This is a genomic window from Aminobacter sp. P9b (assembly GCF_045345995.1).
Lineage (GTDB): Bacteria > Pseudomonadota > Alphaproteobacteria > Rhizobiales > Rhizobiaceae > Aminobacter > Aminobacter niigataensis.
In genome coordinates this window covers 2,300,618-2,322,488 of the sequence record NZ_CP150082.1, presented here as the reverse complement: position 1 = coordinate 2,322,488, position 21,871 = coordinate 2,300,618, and the positions used below count along the sequence as shown (strand labels likewise).

General features: G+C 63.5%; 18 protein-coding genes. 7 read left to right on the top strand and 11 right to left on the bottom strand.

Annotated elements, in window-relative coordinates; genetic code table 11:
- Positions 1 to 116: 116 nt before the first annotated feature.
- The 3 genes from WHT83_RS11455 to WHT83_RS11445 form a co-directional block, all read right to left on the bottom strand.
- Positions 117 to 899, bottom strand: a complete 783-nt coding sequence (locus WHT83_RS11455; RefSeq protein WP_108608881.1) for an ATP-binding cassette domain-containing protein — start codon at positions 897 to 899, stop codon at positions 117 to 119.
- Positions 899 to 1,981 carry an ABC transporter permease gene (locus WHT83_RS11450; protein WP_108608882.1) on the bottom strand — a complete coding sequence of 361 codons (1,083 nt, stop codon included), beginning with the start codon at positions 1,979 to 1,981 and terminating at the stop codon, positions 899 to 901. Before WHT83_RS11450 ends, WHT83_RS11455 begins: the two co-directional genes overlap by 1 nt.
- Positions 1,982 to 2,083: 102 nt before the next feature.
- Entirely contained in the window at positions 2,084 to 3,115 is a 1,032-nt protein-coding gene (locus WHT83_RS11445) for a sugar ABC transporter substrate-binding protein (protein ID WP_406873837.1), read from the bottom strand.
- A gap of 235 nt (positions 3,116 to 3,350) precedes the next feature.
- On the opposite strand from WHT83_RS11445, the gene WHT83_RS11440 reads away from it, so the two are divergent.
- The 4 genes from WHT83_RS11440 (at position 3,351) to WHT83_RS11425 (ending at position 7,323) form a co-directional block, all read left to right on the top strand.
- The gene (locus WHT83_RS11440; RefSeq protein ID WP_183263589.1) at positions 3,351 to 4,577 is read left to right on the top strand and encodes an ROK family transcriptional regulator; all 1,227 of its coding nucleotides are present in this window, start codon (positions 3,351 to 3,353) and stop codon (positions 4,575 to 4,577) included.
- A 2-nt stretch (positions 4,578 to 4,579) separates the two neighbouring features.
- Positions 4,580 to 5,026, top strand: a complete 447-nt coding sequence (locus WHT83_RS11435; RefSeq protein WP_183263590.1) for an RbsD/FucU domain-containing protein — start codon at positions 4,580 to 4,582, stop codon at positions 5,024 to 5,026.
- A complete protein-coding gene (locus WHT83_RS11430; RefSeq protein WP_406873836.1) occupies positions 5,023 to 5,946 on the top strand; it encodes a carbohydrate kinase family protein in 924 nt (307 codons plus the stop codon). The genes WHT83_RS11435 and WHT83_RS11430 overlap by 4 nt, the downstream gene beginning before the upstream one ends.
- Before the next feature lie 234 nt (positions 5,947 to 6,180).
- Positions 6,181 to 7,323: a DegT/DnrJ/EryC1/StrS family aminotransferase gene (locus tag WHT83_RS11425; protein ID WP_406873835.1), complete on the top strand. Its 1,143-nt coding sequence runs from the start codon at positions 6,181 to 6,183 to the stop codon at positions 7,321 to 7,323.
- A gap of 14 nt (positions 7,324 to 7,337) precedes the next feature.
- Here the strand turns inward: WHT83_RS11425 and cysQ are convergent, their stop codons facing one another.
- Genes cysQ through cysD form a run of 3 tightly spaced genes read right to left on the bottom strand, consistent with a single transcriptional unit; the run spans position 7,338 to position 10,988 of the window.
- Positions 7,338 to 8,192: a 3'(2'),5'-bisphosphate nucleotidase CysQ gene (gene cysQ / locus WHT83_RS11420; protein WP_406873834.1), complete on the bottom strand. Its 855-nt coding sequence runs from the start codon at positions 8,190 to 8,192 to the stop codon at positions 7,338 to 7,340.
- Positions 8,143 to 10,080 (bottom strand): sulfate adenylyltransferase subunit CysN, encoded by a 1,938-nt coding sequence (gene cysN, locus WHT83_RS11415; RefSeq protein WP_406873833.1) that lies wholly within the window; start codon positions 10,078 to 10,080, stop codon positions 8,143 to 8,145. Before cysN ends, cysQ begins: the two co-directional genes overlap by 50 nt.
- A gap of 2 nt (positions 10,081 to 10,082) precedes the next feature.
- Positions 10,083 to 10,988: a sulfate adenylyltransferase subunit CysD gene (gene cysD / locus WHT83_RS11410; protein ID WP_108608888.1), complete on the bottom strand. Its 906-nt coding sequence runs from the start codon at positions 10,986 to 10,988 to the stop codon at positions 10,083 to 10,085.
- Positions 10,989 to 11,259: 271 nt separating this feature from the next.
- On the opposite strand from cysD, the gene WHT83_RS11405 reads away from it, so the two are divergent.
- A complete protein-coding gene (locus WHT83_RS11405) occupies positions 11,260 to 12,711 on the top strand; it encodes a DUF2793 domain-containing protein (protein WP_406873832.1) in 1,452 nt (483 codons plus the stop codon).
- Between the two features lie 9 nt (positions 12,712 to 12,720).
- Here WHT83_RS11405 and WHT83_RS11400 read toward each other — a convergent pair whose 3' ends face one another.
- Both WHT83_RS11400 and WHT83_RS11395 read right to left on the bottom strand, forming a co-directional pair.
- Positions 12,721 to 13,728, bottom strand: a complete 1,008-nt coding sequence (locus WHT83_RS11400) for an NAD-dependent epimerase (protein ID WP_406873831.1) — start codon at positions 13,726 to 13,728, stop codon at positions 12,721 to 12,723.
- Positions 13,729 to 13,812: 84 nt separating this feature from the next.
- Entirely contained in the window at positions 13,813 to 14,406 is a 594-nt protein-coding gene (locus tag WHT83_RS11395) for a biotin transporter BioY (protein WP_183263597.1), read from the bottom strand.
- 123 nt (positions 14,407 to 14,529) lie between these two features.
- On the opposite strand from WHT83_RS11395, the gene WHT83_RS11390 reads away from it, so the two are divergent.
- Positions 14,530 to 15,438 carry an MBL fold metallo-hydrolase gene (locus tag WHT83_RS11390; RefSeq protein ID WP_406873830.1) on the top strand — a complete coding sequence of 303 codons (909 nt, stop codon included), beginning with the start codon at positions 14,530 to 14,532 and terminating at the stop codon, positions 15,436 to 15,438.
- A gap of 1 nt (position 15,439) precedes the next feature.
- On the opposite strand, the gene WHT83_RS11385 is transcribed toward WHT83_RS11390, so the two are convergent.
- Both WHT83_RS11385 and WHT83_RS11380 read right to left on the bottom strand, forming a co-directional pair.
- The gene (locus WHT83_RS11385) at positions 15,440 to 16,267 is read right to left on the bottom strand and encodes a DUF1499 domain-containing protein (RefSeq protein ID WP_246389643.1); all 828 of its coding nucleotides are present in this window, start codon (positions 16,265 to 16,267) and stop codon (positions 15,440 to 15,442) included.
- A gap of 137 nt (positions 16,268 to 16,404) precedes the next feature.
- Positions 16,405 to 18,042: a fatty-acid--CoA ligase gene (locus WHT83_RS11380; protein WP_406873829.1), complete on the bottom strand. Its 1,638-nt coding sequence runs from the start codon at positions 18,040 to 18,042 to the stop codon at positions 16,405 to 16,407.
- Positions 18,043 to 18,211: 169 nt separating this feature from the next.
- Here WHT83_RS11380 and WHT83_RS11375 point away from each other — a divergent pair, with 169 nt between their 5' ends.
- Entirely contained in the window at positions 18,212 to 18,946 is a 735-nt protein-coding gene (locus tag WHT83_RS11375) for a hypothetical protein (protein ID WP_406873828.1), read from the top strand.
- A gap of 101 nt (positions 18,947 to 19,047) precedes the next feature.
- Here the strand turns inward: WHT83_RS11375 and ppdK are convergent, their stop codons facing one another.
- The gene (ppdK, locus tag WHT83_RS11370) at positions 19,048 to 21,714 is read right to left on the bottom strand and encodes a pyruvate, phosphate dikinase (RefSeq protein WP_108608894.1); all 2,667 of its coding nucleotides are present in this window, start codon (positions 21,712 to 21,714) and stop codon (positions 19,048 to 19,050) included.
- Positions 21,715 to 21,871: the final 157 nt, after the last annotated feature.

The following is a 21,871-nucleotide window of genomic DNA, read 5'->3' as shown; positions in this document are numbered from 1 at the left end:
CTTGCCGACACCTGTCCTCCCGCATTCATTTTAGCCATCCCGAATGCGATCTCAATCGATTTAAATCTCCGCGTCAATATCTCGCGACGCGGAGACCTAAGGTTGTGGCCGGCCGGTCAGGCAGCGATTGCAGCCTCCGGAGGTGCCTTGGCTCCGGTCATGAACGCCACCGCATCCGACATTGTGTATTCCTTCGGGTCGATGACCGTCAGCCTGCGGCCGAGGCGGTGGATATGGATCCGGTCGGCGACTTCGAAGACATGCGGCATGTTGTGCGAAATGAGCACGATCGGCAGGCCACGCCGCTTGACGTCGAGGATCAGTTCGAGCACGCGCCGGCTTTCCTTGACGCCAAGGGCGGCCGTCGGCTCGTCCATGATGACGACCTTCGAGCCAAAAGCCGCGGCCCGTGCCACCGCCACGCCCTGGCGCTGGCCGCCGGACAGTGTTTCGACAGCCTGGCTGATGTTCTGGATGGTCATCAGGCCAAGCTCGGTCAGCTTTTCGCGGGCCCGCTTTTCCATCGCGCCCCGGTCGAGCATACGGAACCAGTTGCCCATGATGCCGGGCTTCCGGATTTCGCGGCCGAGGAACATGTTGTCGGCGATCGACAGCGCCGGCGACAGAGCGAGGTTCTGGTAGACCGTCTCGATGCCAGCGTCGCGGGCCTCCATCGGCGCCTTGAAGTTCACCACCTTGCCTTCGAGGCGGATTTCGCCTTCGTCAGGGGTGATGGCTCCCGAGATCGCCTTGATGAGCGACGATTTGCCGGCGCCGTTGTCGCCGATCACAGCCAGGATTTCGCCGGGATAGAGGTCGAAATCGGCCTGATCGAGGGCGGTGACGCGGCCATATCGCTTGACCAGGCCGCGTGCGGTGAGAAGAGGTTCGGTAGCCATCAGCCTGCAACCTTTCTGATCCACTGGTCGATTGCGACCGCGATGATGATGAGGGTGCCGATCAGCAGATAGGTCCACTGCGGGTCGGTGCCGATGAGCCGAAGGCCGAGCTGGAACACGCCGACGATCAGCGCGCCGAACAGCATGCCAAGGATCGAGCCACGCCCGCCGAACAGCGAGATGCCGCCGATCACCACCGCGGTGATGGATTCGATATTGGCGAACTGGCCGGCGGTCGGCGAGACCGAACCGATGCGGCCGATGAGCATCCAGCCACCGAGAGCACATATCAGCCCGGAGATGACATAGACCGAGATGAGAACCCTGTTGACGCGCACGCCGGAAAGCTGGGCCGCCTCGGGATCATCGCCGATGGCATAGACGTGCCTGCCCCAGGCGGTGTGGTTCAAGATATACCAGAGTACCGCCACCAGCAGCACCATGGCGACGACGCCATAGGTGAACACGGCGTTGCCGAGGCGGAAATTGGCACCGAAGAACTGGAGGATCGGTGCCTGCGTCTCGATATCCTGGGCACGGATCGTCTCATTGGCCGAGTAGAGGAAGTTCGTTGCCAGCACGATCTGCCACGTGCCGAGCGTGACGATGAACGGCGGCAGCTTCATGTAGGAGACGAGCACACCATTGATCCAGCCGCAGAAAGCGCCGACGGCGAACCCGCACAGGACCGCGAGCGACGGCGGCAGGCCGTAGCGGAAGGTGAATTGCCCCATCACCACCGACGACAGCACCATGATGGCGCCGACGGACAGGTCAATGCCGGCGGTCAGGATGACCAGCGTCTGGGCGGCGCCGATGATGCCGGTGATCGCCACCTGCTGCAGGATCAGCGTCATCGAGAAGGCCGAGAAGAACTTGCCGCCGATGATCACGCCGAAAAGCGCGATTGAGGCAACCAGCACGATCAGCGGTACCGCGGCCGGATTGGAATGCAGGAAATGCTGGATCTTTTCGATCGGCGAACGTGTATGTGTGTCGAAGCTGGCCACTGACGTGTCGCTGGCCGAGAGAACCTTCTCGAATTCCTGCGGCCGCCTGGCATCTGCCGAAGCGTCGGTCATGTCGATTTCCTCCCATGAGGGATTTTTATCCCCCTTGCGGGAAGGGCGACCAAGGGGCCGCCCTTCGTCTGCAAGAGAGTGTCACGCCGTCAGGCGGTCAGATCAACCCCAGCACTTCTCGAGGCCGGTCTTGACGTCGATGGATTCCACACCGGTTGCCGGCTTGTCGGTCACCAGCGAAACGCCGGTGTCGAAGAAATCCTTGCCTTCGGTCGGCTTGGGCTTCTCGCCGCTGTCGGCGAATTTCTTGATCGCTTCCATGCCAAGGGCTGCCATCATCAGCGGATATTGCTGCGAAGTCGCACCGATGACACCATCCTGGACGTTCTTCACACCCGGGCAGCCGCCATCGACCGAGACGATCAGCACGTTCTTTTCCATGCCGACGGCTTTGAGCGCCTCATAGGCACCGGCGGCGGCGGGCTCGTTGATCGTGTGCACGACGGTGATGCCGGGATCCTTCTGGAGCAGGTTCTCCATCGCCTTGCGGCCACCCTCTTCGTTGCCGTTGGTGACGTCGTGACCGACGATGCGGGCATCGTCCTCGTCGCCGATCTTGTTGGCGTCCTTCACGTCGATGCCGAAGCCCATCATGAAGCCCTGGTCGCGCAAGACGTCGACGGTCGGCTGCGACGGCGTCAGGTCGAGGAAGGCAATCTTGGCATCCTTGGCCTTGTCGCCGAGAGTCGCTGCAGCCCACTGGCCGATCAGCTTGCCGGCGAGCAGGTTATCGGTAGCGAAGGTGGCGTCCGCAGAGTCGGCCGGCTCAAGCGGCGTGTCGAGCGCGATGACCAGAATGCCGGCGTCGCGCGCCTTCTTGATCGTGGGCACGATTCCCTTGGTGTCGGATGCAGTGATCAGGATGCCCTTGGCACCATCGGCGATGCAGGTCTCGATCGCCGCGACCTGGCTTTCGCTGTCGCCGTCGATCTTGCCGGCATAGCTCTTCAGCGTCATGCCGAGTTCTGTCGCCTTGGCGGTGGCACCCTCCTTCATCTTGACGAAGAAGGGATTGGTGTCGGTCTTCGTGATCAGGCATGCGCCGACTTCGGCAGCCGATGCAGGTGCAGCAATGCTTGCGAGCGCGGCAACGGCCGCACCAAAGACAGTCGTCTTCAGAACTGAAAATTTCATCAGGAACTCCTCCCAAAACCAAACCATGCGAGCCCGATCAGCGGGCATCGCCCCGGATACTCGTGCACTCTTCCCAGTCGAGTATCCGGCCCTGACGAAACACCAATCAGGATCGGCTGTCAATAATTAAATCACTCTTATTTATTATTGACAGGATTGCAGTCGACCCGCATTCTGTCCCAAAAGAAAATTGCGGATCTTGAGAGAAAACCGCGCAAATTACGGGAGGAAGCCGGTGGAGGCCGGAAGTTCGAGGTACGGTTCGCCGGAAGCAGCTGAAAGCCAGCAGCTGCGTGGCACCAACCAGAGCGGCATGCGCGATCACAACGAACGGCTGGTGCTGTCGCTGGTGCGGCAGAGCGGTGCGCTGGCCAAGTCCGACATTGCGCGCATGACCGGCCTGTCGGCACAGACTGTCTCGGTGATCATGCGCGAGTTGGAGGTCGAAGGGCTTTTGCTGCGCCAGGAGCCTGTCCGCGGCAAGATCGGCCAGCCCTCGATCCCGATGGCGCTCAATCCTGAGGGCGCCTTCTTCATCGGCCTCAAGATCGGCCGGCGCAGCGCCGAGCTCGTGCTCATCGACTTCCTCGGCAACTCGCGCGCAATGCTGCAGAACTCGTATGGCTACCCGACCCCGCGCGACACGATCGACTTCGTCAAGTCGGGCATTGCCGAGATGCGCGCCAGCCTGACACGAGAGCAGGACAAGCGCATCGCCGGACTCGGCGTCGCCATGCCGTTCGAACTCTGGAACTGGGTCGATACGGCGGGCGCGCCGCGCGAGATCATGGACGAATGGCGCAACCGCGACATACGCGCCGATCTGCAGGCTTTGTTTTCCTTCCCGGTCTACGTGCAGAACGATGCCACCTCGGCCTGCGGCGCCGAACTGGTGTTCGGCGACATCGGCACGTTGCGCGACTTCGTCTATTTCTACATCGGCGCCTTTGCCGGCGGCGGCGTCGTGCTGAACGGCAGGCTCTACAGCGGCCCGACCGGCAATGCCGGTGCGCTTGGCTCGATGCCGGTGCCCGGCCCGGGCGGCAGGCCGACGCAGCTCATCGACGTCGCCTCGATCGCGGTACTCGAGAAGTCGCTGAACGCGAAAGGGATCGAGGCGTCATATCTCTGGACCTCGCCCGAGGAATGGAGCGATCTGGGCCCTGAACTCGACAGCTGGATAGCGACCGCGTCGGACGCGCTGGCCTACGCCATCGTCGCATCGGCATCGGTCATCGACTTCGAAAGCGCCGTCATCGACGGCTGGATGCCACCTGCCATCCGCGCCCGCATGGTGCAGGCCGTACAGTCGGCCATCGGCAAGATCGACGTCGAGGGCTTGCGTATCCCAAGTGTGCGCGAAGGCACGGTGGGCATCCACGCACGTGCCATGGGTGGTGCCAGCCTGCCGCTGTCGGAGCGCTTCCTCATCGGTTCGACGGCACCGTCGCGAGGGGTCTGATCGTGCTCATCGGCATTCCTTCCCTGCTCGGTCCGGATCTGCTGTTCACGCTGCGCGCCATGGGCCACGGCGATGAGATCGCCATCGTCGACGGCAATTACCCCGCGCTCGAGCATGGCCGCCGCGTCATTCGCGCCGATGGGCTTGACCTGATCCCGGTGCTCGACGCCGTACTCCAGGTGCTGCCCGTCGACGATTTCGTGCCGCAGGCGATTTTCCGCTCTTCGGTCAAGGGCGACCCTGAACTGTCCGACCAGGTGCATGACGAGATCGAAGCGGTCTGCGCCGGTCGAGCGCCCGGCTTCACTGTCGTGCCGCTCGCCGGCGACGCCTTCTACAGCCGCGTCAAGGCGGCCCACACCATCATTGCCACCAGCGAACCAAGGCTCTACGCCAACGTTATCGTGCGCAAGGGCGTCATCTATCCAAAGGGAACCGGCAAGCCATGATCCTGTGCTGCGGCGAAGCGCTCATCGACATGCTGCCCCGGCAGAGTTCGGCCGGCGAACCATCCTTCGCTCCCTATGCCGGCGGCGCGATCTTCAACTCGGCGATAGCGCTCGGCCGCCTCGGCGTGCCCACCGAATTCTTCTCCGGCCTGTCGTCCGATCTGTTCGGCCAGCAGATCCGCGAGGTGCTTGCCGCAAGCGACGTCGGCTCGCGCTATGCCAATCTGTCTGGCCGCCCGACGACGCTGGCCTTCGTCCGGCTCGACAACGGCCATGCCACCTACACCTTTTATGACGAAAACACCGCCGGGCGGATGCTGACCGAGGCCGACCTGCCCGCGCTGGGCGACGACATCGACGCCCTGCTGTTCGGGGCGATCAGCCTGATCCCGGAACCCTGCGGTTCGGCCTATGAAGCGCTGATGAAGCGCGAGCACGGGCACCGGGTGACGATGCTCGACCCGAACATCCGGCCGGGCTTCATCCAAGACAAGCAGGCGCACCTCCAACGGATGCAGCGGATGCTCGCCATGGCCGATATCGTCAAGCTTTCCGACGAAGACCTGGCCTGGTTCGGCGAGACCGGCAGCCATGAAGAGATCGCGGCTGACTGGCTGCGCAAGGGACCCAAGCTGGTGATCGTCACCAAGGGCAGCAAGGGCGCCACCGCCTACAGCGCCCGGCACACCGTCTCGGTGACACCCGACAAGGTAACCGTGGTCGACACGGTCGGTGCCGGAGACACCTTCAACGCCGGCGTGCTTGCTGCCTTGCACGAGCAGGATGCCCTGACCAAGGGCGCTCTCGCCGAGCTTTCGGAATCAGCCATCGAAGCAGCACTTTCGCTCGGTGCGCGGGCAGCGGCCGTGACCGTGTCGAGAGCCGGCGCAAACCCGCCGTGGCGGCGCGAACTGGCCTGAAACAGGCGTTTTCCGGCGATTTCGCCGATCACTTTATGTTTCGCATCGCCAAGCCGGCTCAACGGGCAGCGCGGGAAATCCCATGTTTTCCGCCAATTTGAGCGCGAAATTGCTGCAACCGAAAGTAACAAGAACCGCAGCCGCGCCATGGATGCCGCAGGGGGCTCGGCTTTTTCGGACTCATCAACTCTGCTATCAGCGGCCCGAAGAAAACGATTGGGTTTTGGGGCCATCATGCAGTTCATCGATCTCGGCGCGCAGCGCGAACGAATCCGCGACCGTCTGAAGGCGGCTATCGACAAGGTCGTCGACGAGGGCCGCTACATTCTCGGGCCTGAAGTCACCGAATTCGAGAACAAGCTCGCCAAGTATGTCGGCGTCAAGCACGTCATCGCCTGCGCCAACGGTACCGACGCGCTTCTGTTGCCGCTGCTGGCCTCCGGCATCGGCCCGGGCGATGCGGTGTTCGTGCCGAGCTTCACCTTTGCCGCGACCGCCGAGGTCGTGGCTCTTGCCAAGGCCGAGCCGGTCTTCGTCGACATCGAACCCGACACCTACAATATCTCGATCGAGAGCCTCGAAGCGGCGATTGCCATGGTCAAGGCGGAAGGCCGCCTCAAGCCCAGGGCGATCATCCCGGTGGACCTGTTCGGCATCGCCGCCGACTATGCGGCGATCGACGCCATCGCCAAGCGCGAAAATCTCCTCGTCATCGAGGACGCCGCCCAGTCGATCGGCGGCTCGCAGGACGGCAAGATGTGCGGCGCCTACGGTCATGTCGCCGCCACCAGCTTCTATCCGGCCAAGCCGCTCGGCTGCTACGGCGACGGTGGTGCGATGTTCACCAACGACGACGAGTTTGCCGCGCGGCTGCGCTCCTTCGCCTTCCACGGCAAGGGCGAGACGCAGTACGACAACATCCATGTCGGCCTGAACTCGCGCCTCGACACGCTGCAAGCGGCGATCCTGATCGAGAAGCTGGCGATCCTCGAAGACGAGATGCAGGCCCGCGCCACCATCGCCAAGCGCTACGCCGACGGCCTCGGCGATGTGGTGAAAGCCTCGCGCGCGCCAACCGCTGGCCGCTCCGCTTGGGCGCAGTATGCCATCGAGACCGCCGACCGTGACGGGCTGAAGGCGCATCTGCAGGCGCAGGGCATCCCGTCGGTCATCTACTACGTGAAGCCGCTGCATGTGCAGGTGGCCTATAGCCACTACCCGCGTGTGCCGGGCGGCCTGCCGGTCTCCGACGCAGTCCCGGGCACCATCCTGTGCCTGCCAATGCATCCCTATCTCAGCGAAGCCGACCAGGACCGGATCATCACCACGATCCGCAATTATGTCGGCTCGAACTCGGCCAAGATCGCGGCCGAGTAAGACGCCACTTCCGATCAGAACATGAAGGCCGGGTCGAGGATCCGGCCTGTCGAGACGAAGTGCGGGTTGGCGAAATCCTCGTCGTCGGCCTGGTTGCGCTTGCCATAAACGAGCGGCGCGCCGTCCAGGGTGTGGGTGATCCCGCCGGCCGCGCGCAGCACGGCATCGCCTGCCGCGGTATCCCATTCCATCGTCCGGCCGAAGCGCGGATAGATGTCCGCCTCGCCGGCAGCCACCAAACAAAACTTCAACGACGAACCGACAGACACGATCTCGGCTGCCGCGACCTTCTTGATGAAGGCATCGGTTTCGGGCGTCCGGTGAGAACGGCTGGCAACGATGGTCAGCGGCTGGCGGCCCTCGCGCACATGAACGCGACGGCGCTCCGAGACGGCAAGGCCGTCTCGGGCCTCGAAGGCTTCCGCCTTGCCCGGCCGGCCTGAGAAGAAGCGCCCCGTGCACGGCGCATAAACCACGCCGATTTCCGGCGCGCCGCCCCTGATCAGCGCGATGTTGACGGTGAAATCGGTATGACGCCTGACGAATTCCTTGGTGCCGTCGAGCGGATCGACCAGGAAGAAAATCTGGCCGAGCTCGGGCGGAACGATGCCCTCGGCAACCTCTTCCTCGGCAACGCACGGCACATCGGGAAACGCCGAGCGCAAGCCTTCGAGGATCACGCGTTCCGCGGCACGATCGGCTTGCGTGACGGGCGAGGCATCTGCCTTGTCCGTCACTTTGATTTCCGAATGAAAAACCTCCATGACCGCCCGCCCGGCATCCAGGGCCAGGCGCTCGATCACTTCGAGGATGGCCTCGTCAGATGCCGCCGCCGTCGTCGTATTGGTGTTCTGCAATGTCTCGCTCATTCAGCCAGGCCTCGACCGCCTCGACCATCTCTTCAGGGGTCTTGCCGAGGGTCTGGAGATGAATCTCAGGATTCTCCGGCGTTTCATAGGGCGAATCGACACCGGTGAAATTCTTGATCGCACCGGCAAGAGCCCGCGCATAGAGACCCTTCGGGTCGCGCTTGGCGCATTCCTCGAACGGCGTGTCGACAAACACCTCGACGAACTCGCCCTGCCCCATCAGTTCGCGCGCCATGCGGCGCTCGGCACGGAAGGGAGAGATGAACGAGACGATGACGATCAGGCCGGCGTCGGCCATCAACTTGGCAACCTCGGCGACGCGGCGGATGTTCTCGACGCGGTCCTCATCGGTGAAGCCGAGATCGCGGTTGAGCCCGTGGCGAACGTTGTCGCCGTCCAGCACGTAGGTATGGCGCCCGGTGGCGTGCAGCTTCTTTTCCAGCAGGTTGGCAACCGTCGACTTGCCGGAGCCCGACAGGCCGGTGAACCACAGTACCGCCGGGCGCTGGTTCTTGAGGTCGGCACGGGCGTGACGGGTCACGTCGAGCGACTGCCAGTGGATGTTCTCCGACCGGCGCAGCGGATGCAGGATCATGCCGGCGCCAACGGTGGCGTTGCTGATCCGGTCGATCAGGATGAAGGCCCCGGTGGTGCGGTTGTCGGCGAAGCTGTCGAAGGCGACCGGCGACTGCGCCGAAATGTTGCAGACGCCGACCTCGTTCATCTCCAGCGACTTCGCCGCCTCATGGGCGAAGTCATTGACGTTGATCCGATACTTGAGGTCGGTGACGGTGGCGCTGGCCTGGTCGGTCTCGGTGCGCAGGATATAGGAACGCCCGGGAAGCAGCGCCTGCTCGTCGAACCAAACGACGTTAGCAACGAACTGGTCGGCGACATGCGGCCGTGCGGCAGGCGCCACCAGCAGGTTGCCGCGGGAAACTTCGACCTCGTCTTCGAGCACGATGGTGATCGCCTGGCCGGCGACCGCCGTGCGCAGGTCTCCGCCCTGGGCGACGATACGCTTGACCGTGGATGGCTTACCCGATTTGGCGACGACGATCTCGTCGCCCTGCGAGATCGAGCCTGAGGCGATGGTGCCGGCGAAGCCGCGGAAATCGAGATTGGGCCGGTTCACATATTGCACCGGGAAGCGGAACGGGCGCTCGACCGCCTCTTCCTCGACGACCACGGATTCGAGGTGCTCGATCAGGGTCGGGCCCGAATACCAGTCCATCTTTTCCGAACGCCGGGTCACGTTGTCGCCAAAGCGCGCCGACATGGGGATCGGCACGACAGACTTGAAACCCAGGCTCTCGGCGAAGGCGGCGTATTCAGCGGTGATGCGGTCAAACACCTTCTGGTCGAAGCCGACAAGGTCGATCTTGTTGACCGCGACGACGATGTTCCTGATGCCGAGCAGCGAAGCGATGATCGAATGGCGCCGCGTCTGGCGCAGGACGCCCTGGCGCGCGTCGACCAGCACGATGGCAAGATCAGCCGTCGAGGCACCGGTCGCCATGTTGCGCGTGTATTGCTCATGGCCGGGGGTGTCGGCGACGATGAACTTGCGCTTCGGCGTGGCGAAGAAGCGGTAGGCGACGTCGATGGTGATGCCTTGCTCGCGCTCGGCTTCCAAGCCGTCGACCAGCAGCGCGAAGTCGACGTCCTCGCCCGTGGTGCCGTGCTTGCGGGAATCGCGCTCCAGCGCGGCAAGCTGATCCTCGAAGATCTGCTTGGTGTCGGACAACAGGCGGCCGATCAGCGTCGACTTGCCGTCATCGACCGAACCGCAGGTCAAGAAGCGCAGGAGCGACTTCTGCTCCTGGCCGGCGAGATATTCGCGGACGCTTTCTGCAGCCTCGACCTTGTTTGCCAGTGCGTGGCGCATGCTCAGAAATACCCTTCGCGCTTCTTCTTTTCCATCGAGCCGGCTTCGTCGCGGTCGATGAGGCGTCCCTGCCGCTCGGAGGTGCGAGCGGTCAGCATTTCGCTGACGATGCCTTCGAGGCTGTCGGCATCGGATTCGATGGCACCGGTGAGCGGGTAGCAGCCCAGCGTGCGGAAGCGCACCAGCCGGTTCTCCACCACCTCGCCCGGATGGAGCTTCATGCGATCGTCGTCGCGCAGGATCAGCATGCCGTCGCGCTCGACCACCGGGCGATGCTTGGCGAAATAGAGCGGCACGATCGGGATGTCTTCCTGCAGGATGTACTGCCAGATATCGAGCTCGGTCCAATTGGACAGCGGGAAGACGCGGATCGATTCACCAGCGGCCACGCGGGTGTTGAAGATCTTCCACATCTCCGGGCGCTGGTTCTTCGGGTCCCAGGCATGCTGGGCGTTGCGGAACGAGAAGATGCGCTCCTTGGCGCGCGACTTCTCCTCGTCGCGACGAGCACCACCGAAGGCCGCATCGAAGCCGTATTTGTCGAGCGCCTGGCGCAGGCCGACCGTCTTCATCACATGCGTATGGGTGTTCGAGCCATGGTCGAACGGATTGATGTTGTCGCGGACGCCGTCCGGGTTGACGTGGACCAGAAGATCGAAGCCGAGCTCGCGCGCCATGGTGTCGCGGAACTCGATCATCTCGCGGAACTTCCATGTGGTGTCGACATGGAGGAACGGGAATGGCGGCTTGGCCGGGTAGAAGGCTTTCATCGCCAGATGCAGCAGGACCGAGGAATCCTTCCCAACGGAATAGAGCATTACCGGCTTGGAAAAAGTGGCTGCGACCTCACGGAAGATGTGGATCGCCTCCGCCTCGAGACGGTCCAGGTGAGTCAGTCTGGCAAGCATTGAAAAGCCTTCGGAAAACGTTCCTTGGCCGCGGCTTTGGAGCCGAAACGACCTGATGCGCGCATTGTCCCTGCAAGCAGGAGGCGCCTCAAGCAGTGCAAGACCAAATTTCGCGGCCTGCCAAGTCAGATTTGCCCCACGCGTCACATCTTCAGGAATGCAATTCCACCGCATGCCTGAAGGGGCTCGAGACGTGGATAGACGCGCCCGCTTTTCCACCCCCTTCCGGCCGGCCCTATCATGGCGCAAGAGCCAACGACAGGAGCCCGCCTTGGAACAGACGACCAACCTGAAAATGCCCTTCATCATGCCGTCGCAGGCACAGAAGCACGTCACCCACAACGAAGCGCTGCAGGCGCTCGATATCGTCGTGCAGCTCTCGGTGCTCGACCGGCATCTGGCGGCGCCCCCTGCTGTACCTGCCGAGGGTGATCGCTACATCGTCGCCGCTGCTGCAACGGGCGGCTGGGTCGGCAAGGTCGGCCAGGTCGCCGCCTGGCAGGACGGCGACTGGGCCTTCCACGTCCCGGTCAAGGGTTGGCTCACCTGGGTCGCCGACGAGCAGCGCATCCTTGCCCATGACGGCAGCGGCTGGGTCGACACCATCGCGCTCGGCATCAACCCGGCGGCCATGGTCGGCGTCAACACGACAGCCGATACCACCAACCGACTGTCGGTAAAGAGCCAGGCGGTGCTGTTCGACAATCTCGGCGCCGGCCAGCAGGTCAAGATCAACAAGGCTGCCGCCGGCGACAACGCCTCGCTGCTGTTTCAGACCGGCTATTCCGGTCGCGCCGAGTTCGGCCTTGCCGGCGACGACGACTGGCACCTCAAGGTTTCAGCAGATGGCGGCGCCTGGACGGAAGCGCTGAAGGTCAGCCGTTCAGACGGCCGCGTGCTTTTGCCGGCGAGCCTGGCATTGACCGACCCGAACCAGGCGGCGGCCAAGCGCCATATCCGCGAATTGCTCGCCGCCAACCGGAGCTATTTCGTCCGAACGGACGGTTCGGATACCAATAACGGGCTGGGGGACACCAGCGGCGGAGCCTTTCTGACCATTCAGAAGGCGCTCGATGTCGCCGCGAGCCTCGACATGGCAGGCTTCACGGTCACCATCCAGGTCGCCGACGGCACCTATGGCGGCACGATCATCGTTCCGGCGATGACCGGCCAGGCTGACCCATCGGCGCTTGTCATTGCCGGCAACGGCGGAACGCCGGCCAATGTGATCGTCTCGACCAACAATGCGAACGCCATCAGCGCACCTTCCGGCGCGGGTTGTTTGGTCAAGGACATGGAGATCAGGACGACAGCCAGCGGCTTCGGCCTCAACGCCGACGGCGGCACGCTCCAGTTCCAGAACGTCCGTTTCGGCGCCTGCGCCCAGGCACACATCCTGTGCCAGAACAACGGCGCGGCGGCCGCTACCGGCAACTACGCCATTTCAGGCGCATCCCCGATGCATTGGTCGGCGCAGACTGGCGGGTTCATCAACACCGAAGGCCGAACGGTCACGCTGGTAGGTACGCCCGCTTTCTCGACCGCCTTTGCCTCCAGCCGGCATGGCGACATCGCATGCGCCGGCATGACATTCGGGGGTGCCGCGACTGGCACGCGCTACAGCACGACACTCAATGGGGTCATCAACACCGCTGGCGGCGGCGCAAGCTATCTTCCTGGAAGTGTGGCCGGCAGTACTGCGACCGGAGGCCAGTATGCCTGAATGCCTCGGTTATTGGACGCGGTAGTACCTGCCGTACCAATCGACGAAGCGAACCAATCCCTCTTCGATCGGCGTGTGCGGAAGCTCGCCGATCAATGCCTCGAGGTCGCTCACATCGGCCCACGTGCTGAGCACGTCGCCCGGCTGCAGCGGCATGAAGTTCTTCACCGCCTCGCGACCGGTCGCACGCTCGAGGATGCGGATCATCTCCATCAGATGCTCCTTGCGGCGGTTGCCGATGTTCATGACGCGATGCGGCGCCCAACTCCCGGAGGCGCCGCCAGTGGCGATGTCATAGCCGGGATCGGCCTTAGGCGGCAGGTCGATGAGGCGCACGACGCCTTCGACTATGTCGTCGACATAGGTGAAGTCGCGGTACATATCGCCATTGTTGTAGATGTCGATGGGCTCGCCGGCGAAGATGGCGCGGGTGAACTTGTAGTAGGCCATGTCGGGCCGCCCCCATGGGCCGTAGACGGTGAAGAAGCGCAAGCCGGTGGCCGGCACGCCAAACAGATGGCTGTAGGTATGCGCCATCAATTCGTTGGCCTTCTTCGTCGCCGCGTAAAGGCTGACCGGGTGATCGACGCCGTCGCGCGGCGAATAGGGCTGCTTCTTGTTGCCGCCATAGACCGAACTCGACGAGGCGTAGATCAGGTGCTTCGGCTGCGTTGAGCGGCAATTTTCCAGGATGTTCAGAAAGCCGGTGACGTTGGCATCTACATAGGCCTGCGGATTGTCGAGCGAATAACGCACGCCGGCCTGCGCGGCGAGATTGATGACGATCTCCGGGCGGCATTCGAAGGCCGCTTTTACCGCTGCCGCATCGGCGAGATCGGCCTGGATGAAGCGGAAATCGCTGATTTCCGACAGGATATCCAGCCGCGAGCGCTTGAGCGAGGTGTCGTAGTAGTCGGTGACGCTGTCGAAGCCGACAACGTCGTATCCTTCCGCCAGAAGCCGCCTGGCGACGTGGAAACCGATGAACCCGGCCGTGCCCGTAACAAGAACAGTCATGATCCCAATGCTCTTCAAATGCAAAACGCCCCGGCCTTTCTAGAGCCGGGGCGTTGCTAAAACCAGCATGCGGTTGTCGGCCGATCAGCCCTTCTTGGGAAGCAGCGCCCAGATCGCCGGAACGGCTGCGGCAGCGAGCGCCACCTTGATCAGGTCCGGCACGATGAACGGCACGACGCCGAACTGCCACGACTTCTCGGCGCCGATCAGCAGCGACAGCCACGAGAAGCCCATCGCCATCATCACGACTTCGGCGACGAGCATGGCGCCGAGCATCTTGACGATGCTGCGGCCCCAGCCGCGGTCCACGGCCCAGCCGACGATCGCCACCATGGCGACGAAACCGGCGAGATAGCCACCGGTCGAGCCGAGCATGTAGGCAATGCCGAGGCCCTTCTCGGGCGTGCTCTGGAACACCGGATAGCCCATGGCGCCCTGGGCCATGTAGAGCAGGATCGTTGCAAGGCCGAGTCGCAGGCCATAGGCTGCGGCTATGCCGAGGACGGCGAGCGTCTGCAGCGACATGTCGACGGGTCCGAGCATGACCTTGGTCTTGGCCGAGGCGATGAGCAGCAGCGAACCGGCAACGGCCAGAAGAAGCTGAGTCGCCAGGCGCGTCGCGCCCTTTTCGGGCAATGCCGCAGAGATAAGCGCGGTGGAACTGCTGGATACGGACATGTAAATCCCCTTGTAATGCGCGTGCCTGGACACGTCAGTCGTGGTTTTCCCTATATTGTCTTCCGTGCTAAGCGGCAAACGAATTTGCCACTGGCTCCTCTAACTCACAGATATCGGCCGGCCATGTCCCTCGACCTCGATACACGCTTCGACCCTGCCTACGGCGAGCCAGTCCCGATCGCCGAGGGCGTCGTACGGATAACCGCCAACAATCCTGGCGCATTCACTTTCCACGGCACCAACACATACATCATCGGTCACGACACGTTGGCGGTCCTTGATCCAGGGCCGGCCGACGACGCCCATCTGGAGGCGTTGATCCGTGCCATCGCCGGGCGGCCCGTCAGCCATATCTTCGTCAGCCACACGCATCGCGACCACTCGCCGCTCGCAGCGCGCCTCAAGGCCCTGACTGGCGCAATCACCGTTGCCGAAGGGCCGCACCGGTCGGCGCGGCCGCTGCGGATCGGCGAAGTCGCCCCTCTCGATGCCAGCAGCGATACCGACTTCGTTCCCGACCTCGTCGTGGCAGACGGCCAGCTTGTCGCTGGCGACGGCTGGCGCATGCAAACGGTGCTGACGCCGGGTCATGCTGCAAATCACGCCGCCTTTGCGCTCGAAGGCACCGGCATCTTGTTTTCGGCCGACCACGTCATGGCCTGGTCGACCTCGATCGTCGCCCCGCCAGATGGCGCAATGTCCGACTACATGGCGTCGCTCGACAAGCTGATCGCGCGCGACGACCGCACCTACCTACCCGGCCATGGCGGCCCGGTGGTGTCGCCACAGCAATTCGTGCGCGAGCTCATGACCCACCGCATGATGCGCGAGCGGGCCATCCTCGAACGGCTCGACAAGGGCGACAGCTCGATTCCAGACATCGTGCGCGCGATCTATCGCGACACCGATCCCCGGCTCTACGGCGCAGCGGGGCTTTCGGTCCTCGCCCATCTCGAAGATCTGGTCGGGCGCGGCAAGGCCGTCAGCAACGAGGCCCCGGCAATCGACAGCATCTATTCGCCGGCCAGATAGGTTATTGCGTGGGGTTTGCGGGGATTGCGGTGGTAGCCGTGCCTGCCTGGGCGGCAATCTCCTGGTCGAGCTCGGCCAGGAACGCCGTTATGCGCTCGGCATTGTCACCGAGATCGTGACGGCCGTAGCGCGAGGCGGAGCGCATGTCGACGAAGGTCGAATCGCCGTCATCCACCAGCCGAATCGCCACGTCCGACGGCAGGGCCAGAACGAAGGTCCGCGCCACGGCCTCGATATCGACCTCGCCGCTGGCCTGCTCGGTAGCCGGCGGCGGCACGACGACCTCCCAGCCCTGTCGACCCAGGATGACCGCGACGCTCTCCAGGACCCGGTCGAGCGACAGGTCGTAACGCCGCCCTGCGACCAGCGGATAGGCCTGGGCCTGCAAGGCGCGCTCGCCCGCCGAAGGCAATTCCAGACTGTTCATCACAGGCGTTCGCAACGACACAGCCGCAGTCAGCGCCGGCGGAACCTCGGCATCTGTCGAGATGTCGCGCAACATCGGCAAGGTGGCGATCTGATAGGCGACGAAGCCAAAAGGCGCGAGAACGGCGAGGCCCAGCAAGGCGCCGGCAGTCAGGTCGTGGCCGCCGCGATCGCCAAATTTCCACAGCCGCGAAAAGGCAAAGCCGGATAGCAGCAGCGCGAAGGCCGCGAGCAGTGCAACGATGCCAAGCACCCAGAAGAACGCCGTGGTTTCCACCAGGCCGCGGCGATGGCCAAGCACGGCTGTGATCAGCAGCACCGCGGCGAAGGACGCCATGCCGCGCGAAAGCCCGGCCGAACGCGTGGTGCGCTGCTCATGATATCTCGACTGGAACTCGACCATGGAACCCCGTACCCACCTGCAATGTCACAGCATTGCCGTCCCCACGGCGAAAATTGCTGCTGCTGCAAACTAGAGGGTTTCATGCCCCGGTTGAAGCGGAAAGGCGATGCTTGCCGCCGTCCCGCACATGAACCTGCTCATCCGGCGGTGTCGGATGGCAGCCGATAGTCCTTGAACCTCTCGCGTAACGCCATCTTCTGGATCTTGCCGGTTGCCGTGTGCGGGATCTCGTCGACGAAAGCGACATCGTCCGGCATCCACCATCTGGCGACCTTGCCGTTGAGGAAAGCCAATATGTCGGCCTTCTCAGGCTCCCTGCCCGGCTTGCGCACGACAACCATCAGCGGACGCTCGTCCCAGCGCGAATGCTTGACCCCGATCACCGCCGCTTCCTGGACATCGGGATGCCCGAGGGCGAGATTTTCGAGTTCGATCGAGGAAATCCACTCGCCACCGGACTTGATCACATCCTTGGAGCGATCGGTGATCTGCATGTAGCCGTTGATGTCGATATGGGCGACATCGCCGGTGTCGAACCAATCGTCGGCATCGAACTGCTCGGCGCTGGCGCCACCGAAATAAGAGCCGGAGATCGCCGGACCGCGCACCTTGAGCCTGCCGAACGTCTTGCCGTCCCAGGGCAGTTCATTGTTGTCGTCGTCGGTGATCTTCATCTCGACGCCGAAAGGCGTATAGCCCTGCTTCTGCTGGAGGTTCAGCCTGTCATTGCCTTCAAGATCGTCATATTCCGGCTTGATCGTGCACAAGGTGCCCAGCGGCGACATCTCGGTCATGCCCCAGGCGTGGATGACCTCGACGCCGTAGTTGCGCTCGAATTTCTCGGTGACCGTGCGTGGGCAGGCCGAGCCGCCAATCACCACCTTGTTGAGATGCGGCAGTTTCTTGCCGGTCTCTTCGAGATGCTGCAGCAGCATCAGCCACACCGTCGGCACGGCAGCGGTGAAAGTCACACGTTCGGTGTCGAGCATTTCGTAGATCGAGGCGCCGTCCATCTTGCCACCGGGCATGACGAATTTCGCGCCGACCATCGGCGTGCTCTGGGCAAGGCCCCAGGCATTGGCATGGAACATCGGCACGACAGGCATGACCACGTCGCGCACCGAAATGCCCATCGCGTCCGGCATCACCGCGATCATTGCGTGGAGCACGTTGGAACGGTGGCTGTAGACGACGCCCTTGGGATCGCCGGTCGTGCCCGAGGTGTAGCACATGCCGGCTGCGGCATGCTCGTCGAGCGCCTTCCAGGCATAGTCTCCATCGGCCTCTGCCAGCCACTCCTCGTAGGCCGTGACATTCGGCAACGTCGTCTGCGGCAGGTGGGCGGCGTCGGTCAGGACGATGATGCGTTTGAGCGAAGGCACCTGTGACGCGATCTTTTCGACCAGTGGCACGAAGGTCAGGTCGACGAACAGCGCCTGGTCCTGGGCATGGTTCATGATCCAGACCAGTTGCTCGGGAAAAAGGCGCGGGTTGAGCGTGTGGTAGACCGCGCCCATGCCCATGATGCCGTACCAGGCCTCCATGTGCCGAGCTGAATTCCAGGCCAGCGTAGCGATGCGGTCGCCTGTCTTGTAGCCATCGCGCTCCAGCCGTTGCGCAACCTTCAGGGACCGCGTGCGCAGTTCGGCATAGTTGGTGCGGACAATAGGCCCCTCGATCGACCGCGACACGATCTCCCGGTGCGGGTGCTGCCGTGCGGCATGGTCAATGATCTTGTGGCACAGCAGCGGCCATTCCTGCATCAGTCCAAGCATGCGGATCCTCCCAGATCGTATGCGGCCATTCTGGTCGCAATGGCGCGATTGTCCAGCCTGGGCACCGCCAATCCGAGCCGGCAAAATGCCGGCGGCCACATTGCGGCCACGGTCCCGGTTAACCTTTATTACCGGCTGGTGTGGTGGGTAGAGTAATGTGAGGGATCACATGGATACGCAGCCGCGCGCGGAGGACGAAGTCCTGCCGCAGACCGACACGCAATCTGAACAGACAGTAGCGCCTGAACAGGCGGATGCCAGTGTGCAAGTGGCCGCCAGCGAGACGGTTGCCCCGGTCGAAGAGGCAGAGGTCGAAGCTGATTCCCAGCCGGAAGTCAGCGAACCGGTCATGGAAGCGACGCAGCCTCTCGAACTGTCGGCAGAAGAAACGCCTGGCATGATCGAACCCGAGATGTTCGAAGCCGAGGTATTCGAAACCGAGGTATTCGAAACCGAGCAATCGCCGGAGACGACAGCGACCGAGGTGGAGGAGCCGATAGCAGAGGGTTCCACTGAACCTGAAACTGTCGCGCTGTCGCCCGAAGACCTCGCGCCCGAACCCGGCAACGCGGACGACGAGGCGATCGAACCAACACCTGCCGAAGGCCTGGAAATCGCTGCCACCAGCGTGACGGAGGAAGAATTCACGCAGCTCGTGGACGACGCGCTCGAGGCTGTTGGGGGTATCCTGCTCTTCAAGATGCGCATCGACGACGACGGCGAAGACAGGCATGTCGCGGCCGCCTCGATCGGCGACGGTGCGCGCCGCCAGTTCCTGCTGCTTTCGCTTCCCGTCAGTGGCGGCAGGCTGAAGGTCGAGTCGGCATCGCGCAGCACTAGCCCGCTGGCAAAGCTCGCTGAAGCCTATGTCGGCGTGGTCGAGGCATTCCGCGCCGCAGCCTAAGGCCGCATCGCACAGCGAGCTGCCGAGATCACCTGATCCAGCCGGCTATACCCAATTTGCCGATTGGGTATAGCCGAATTGATTCAATCAGTTGGCGGTTCCTAGCGCTTCGCCTTCACCGCGGCCTGCGCTGCCGCCAGCCGTGCGATCGGCACGCGGAATGGCGAGCACGATACATAGTCCAGCCCGACGCTTTCGCAGAAGCGGATCGACGCCGGGTCGCCGCCATGCTCGCCGCAGATGCCGAGCTTGATCTCGGGACGGGTCGCCCTGCCCTTCTCGGCTGCGATCTTCACCAGTTCGCCGACGCCCTCGATGTCCAGCGAAACGAACGGGTCCTGCTCGATGATGCCCTTCTGGCGGTAGGTCTCGAGGAACGAGGCCGCATCGTCGCGCGAGATGCCGAAGGTCGTCTGCGTCAGATCGTTGGTGCCGAAGGAGAAGAATTCGGCCGCCTCGGCAATGACATGGGCGCGGATGGCGGCGCGCGGCAGCTCAATCATCGTGCCGACGAGATAATCGATGTTGACGCCAGTTTCCTGCATGACGCTCTTGGCAACCGCATCGATGCGCGCCTTGACGTAGTCGAGTTCCTTCATCAGGCCGACCAGTGGCACCATGACCTCGGGAACCACAGGGCTGCCGGTCTTCTTGCCGGCCTCGACAGCCGCCTCAAAGATGGCGCGCGCCTGCATCTCGGCGATCTCGGGATAGGAAACGGCGAGACGGCAGCCGCGATGGCCAAGCATCGGGTTGAACTCGTGCAGTGCCTCGGTGCGCTGGCGCAGCTTGTCGGCCGAGACGTTCATCGCTCCGGCGACTTCGGCGATTTCTTCCTCGGTCTTGGGCAGGAACTCGTGCAGCGGCGGATCGAGCAGACGGATCGTCACCGGCAGGCCGGCCATGATCTCGAACAGCTCGATGAAGTCCGAGCGCTGCATCGGCAACAGCTTGGCAAGGGCCGTGCGCCTGTCCTTTTCGGTGTCGGCGAGGATCATCTCGCGCATGGCAACGATGCGGTCGCCGTCAAAGAACATGTGCTCGGTGCGGCAAAGGCCGATGCCCTCTGCGCCGAAGGAGCGCGCCATGCGCGCATCCGCCGGCGTCTCGGCATTGGTGCGCACCTTCATGCGGCGTGCCACATCCGCCCATTCCATGATCGCGGCAAAGTCGCCGGACAGTTCCGGCTGCAGCATCGGCACCGAGCCCTTCAGCACCTGGCCGCTGGAGCCGTCGATGGTGATGATGTCGCCCTTGCGGAAGGTGTGGCCCATGGCCATCAGCGTGCCGGCGCGATAGTCGACGCGCAGCGAACCGGCACCGGAGACGCAAGGCTTGCCCATGCCGCGGGCAACCACCGCCGCGTGGCTGGTCATGCCGCCGCGCGTCGTCAGGATGCCTTCGGAGGCATGCATGCCGTGGATGTCCTCGGGGCTGGTCTCGATGCGCACGAGGATGACCTTGCGCCCGGCCGACTTCAGTTCCTCGGCCTCGTCGGACGAGAACACGATCTCGCCGGTGGCGGCACCAGGCGACGCCGGCAAGCCGACCGCGATGACCTCGCGCTGCGCCTTGGGGTCGATGGTCGGGTGCAGCAACTGGTCGAGCGACGACGGGTCGATCCTGCAGATCGCCTCATCCTTGGTGATCAGCCCCTCGCCAGCCATCTCGGCGGCGATCTTGAGCGCTGCCTTGGCGGTGCGCTTGCCCGAACGGGTCTGCAGCATCCACAGCTTGCCGCGCTCGATAGTGAACTCGAGGTCCTGCATGTCGCGGTAGTGCTGTTCGAGGCGATTGGAGATCGCCACGAAAGTGTTGAACGCTTCCGGCATCAGCTTCTGCAGCGACGGCTTGTCGGAACCAGCGGCGATGCGTGCGGCTTCGGTGATGTTCTGCGGCGTGCGGATGCCGGCCACGACGTCCTCGCCCTGCGCGTTCACCAGGAACTCGCCATAGAGCATCTTCTCGCCGGTCGAGGGGTTGCGCGTGAAGGCAACGCCCGTCGCCGAGGTGTCGCCCATGTTGCCGAACACCATGGCCTGGACGTTGACCGCCGTGCCCCAGCTCTCGGGGATGTCGTGCAGGCGGCGATAGGTGATGGCGCGATGGTTCATCCAGCTCTGGAACACCGCACCGATGGCACCCCATAGCTGCTCATGCGGATCCTGCGGGAAGGAGCGGCCGAGTTCTTCCTCGACCTTGGCCTTGTAGAGGACAATGACGTCCTGCCACTGGACCGCTGTGAACTCGGTGTCGAGCTCGTAGCCGAGACGCGCCTTTTCCTCTTCGAGCAACTCCTCGAAAACCTCGTGGTCGAGGCCCAGCACCACGTCGGAATACATGGTGATGAAGCGGCGATAGCTGTCATAGGCAAAGCGCGCGTCGCCGGCATCGACAGCCAGCGCCTCGACGGTGACGTCGTTGAGGCCAAGATTGAGCACGGTGTCCATCATGCCCGGCATCGAGGCGCGGGCGCCCGAGCGCACCGAGACGAGCAGCAGGCTTTCGGGATCGCCGAAACGACGGCCGGTGATCGCACCGACATGGTCGAGTGCCGTGCGGACATCTGCTTCCAGTGTCTCGGGATAGCTGCGGCCATTGGCATAAAACCAATTGCAGGCGGCAGTGGTGATGGTGAAGCCGGGCGGAACCGGCAGGCCGAGACTGCACATCTCGGCGAGATTCGCCCCTTTTCCGCCGAGCAGGTCGCGATCGCTCGAACGCCCCTCCGCCGCACCGTCGCCAAACCTGTAAACCCACTTGGTCATGCCTTCTCCTCGCCGACTGAGTGTGGAACAGGGCGGTGGCCGCCGCCCGCTTCTGGGCCGAGCGATATGATGCTGCGCTGCGAAAGGCAAGGCGCAGTTCCGCCACCTGATGTCCTACAATCGATTAATGAACCGGCGTAGCCAGAAGCTTGCGGCA

Excerpts from the sequence above, each read along its gene's own strand:
- WHT83_RS11455 (WP_108608881.1), bottom strand. The coding sequence starts at position 899 with ATGGCTACCGAACCTCTTCTCACCGCACGCGGCCTGGTCAAGCGATAT.
- WHT83_RS11450 (WP_108608882.1), bottom strand. The coding sequence starts at position 1,981 with ATGACCGACGCTTCGGCAGATGCCAGGCGGCCGCAGGAATTCGAGAAG.
- WHT83_RS11445 (WP_406873837.1), bottom strand. The coding sequence starts at position 3,115 with ATGAAATTTTCAGTTCTGAAGACGACTGTCTTTGGTGCGGCCGTTGCC.
- WHT83_RS11430 (WP_406873836.1), top strand. The coding sequence starts at position 5,023 with ATGATCCTGTGCTGCGGCGAAGCGCTCATCGACATGCTGCCCCGGCAG.
- WHT83_RS11425 (WP_406873835.1), top strand. The coding sequence starts at position 6,181 with ATGCAGTTCATCGATCTCGGCGCGCAGCGCGAACGAATCCGCGACCGT.
- cysQ (WP_406873834.1), bottom strand. The coding sequence starts at position 8,192 with ATGAGCGAGACATTGCAGAACACCAATACGACGACGGCGGCGGCATCT.
- cysN (WP_406873833.1), bottom strand. The coding sequence starts at position 10,080 with ATGCGCCACGCACTGGCAAACAAGGTCGAGGCTGCAGAAAGCGTCCGC.
- cysD (WP_108608888.1), bottom strand. The coding sequence starts at position 10,988 with ATGCTTGCCAGACTGACTCACCTGGACCGTCTCGAGGCGGAGGCGATC.
- WHT83_RS11400 (WP_406873831.1), bottom strand. The coding sequence starts at position 13,728 with ATGACTGTTCTTGTTACGGGCACGGCCGGGTTCATCGGTTTCCACGTC.
- WHT83_RS11395 (WP_183263597.1), bottom strand. The coding sequence starts at position 14,406 with ATGTCCGTATCCAGCAGTTCCACCGCGCTTATCTCTGCGGCATTGCCC.
- WHT83_RS11390 (WP_406873830.1), top strand. The coding sequence starts at position 14,530 with ATGTCCCTCGACCTCGATACACGCTTCGACCCTGCCTACGGCGAGCCA.
- WHT83_RS11385 (WP_246389643.1), bottom strand. The coding sequence starts at position 16,267 with ATGGTCGAGTTCCAGTCGAGATATCATGAGCAGCGCACCACGCGTTCG.
- WHT83_RS11380 (WP_406873829.1), bottom strand. The coding sequence starts at position 18,042 with ATGCTTGGACTGATGCAGGAATGGCCGCTGCTGTGCCACAAGATCATT.
- WHT83_RS11375 (WP_406873828.1), top strand. The coding sequence starts at position 18,212 with ATGGATACGCAGCCGCGCGCGGAGGACGAAGTCCTGCCGCAGACCGAC.
- ppdK (WP_108608894.1), bottom strand. The coding sequence starts at position 21,714 with ATGACCAAGTGGGTTTACAGGTTTGGCGACGGTGCGGCGGAGGGGCGT.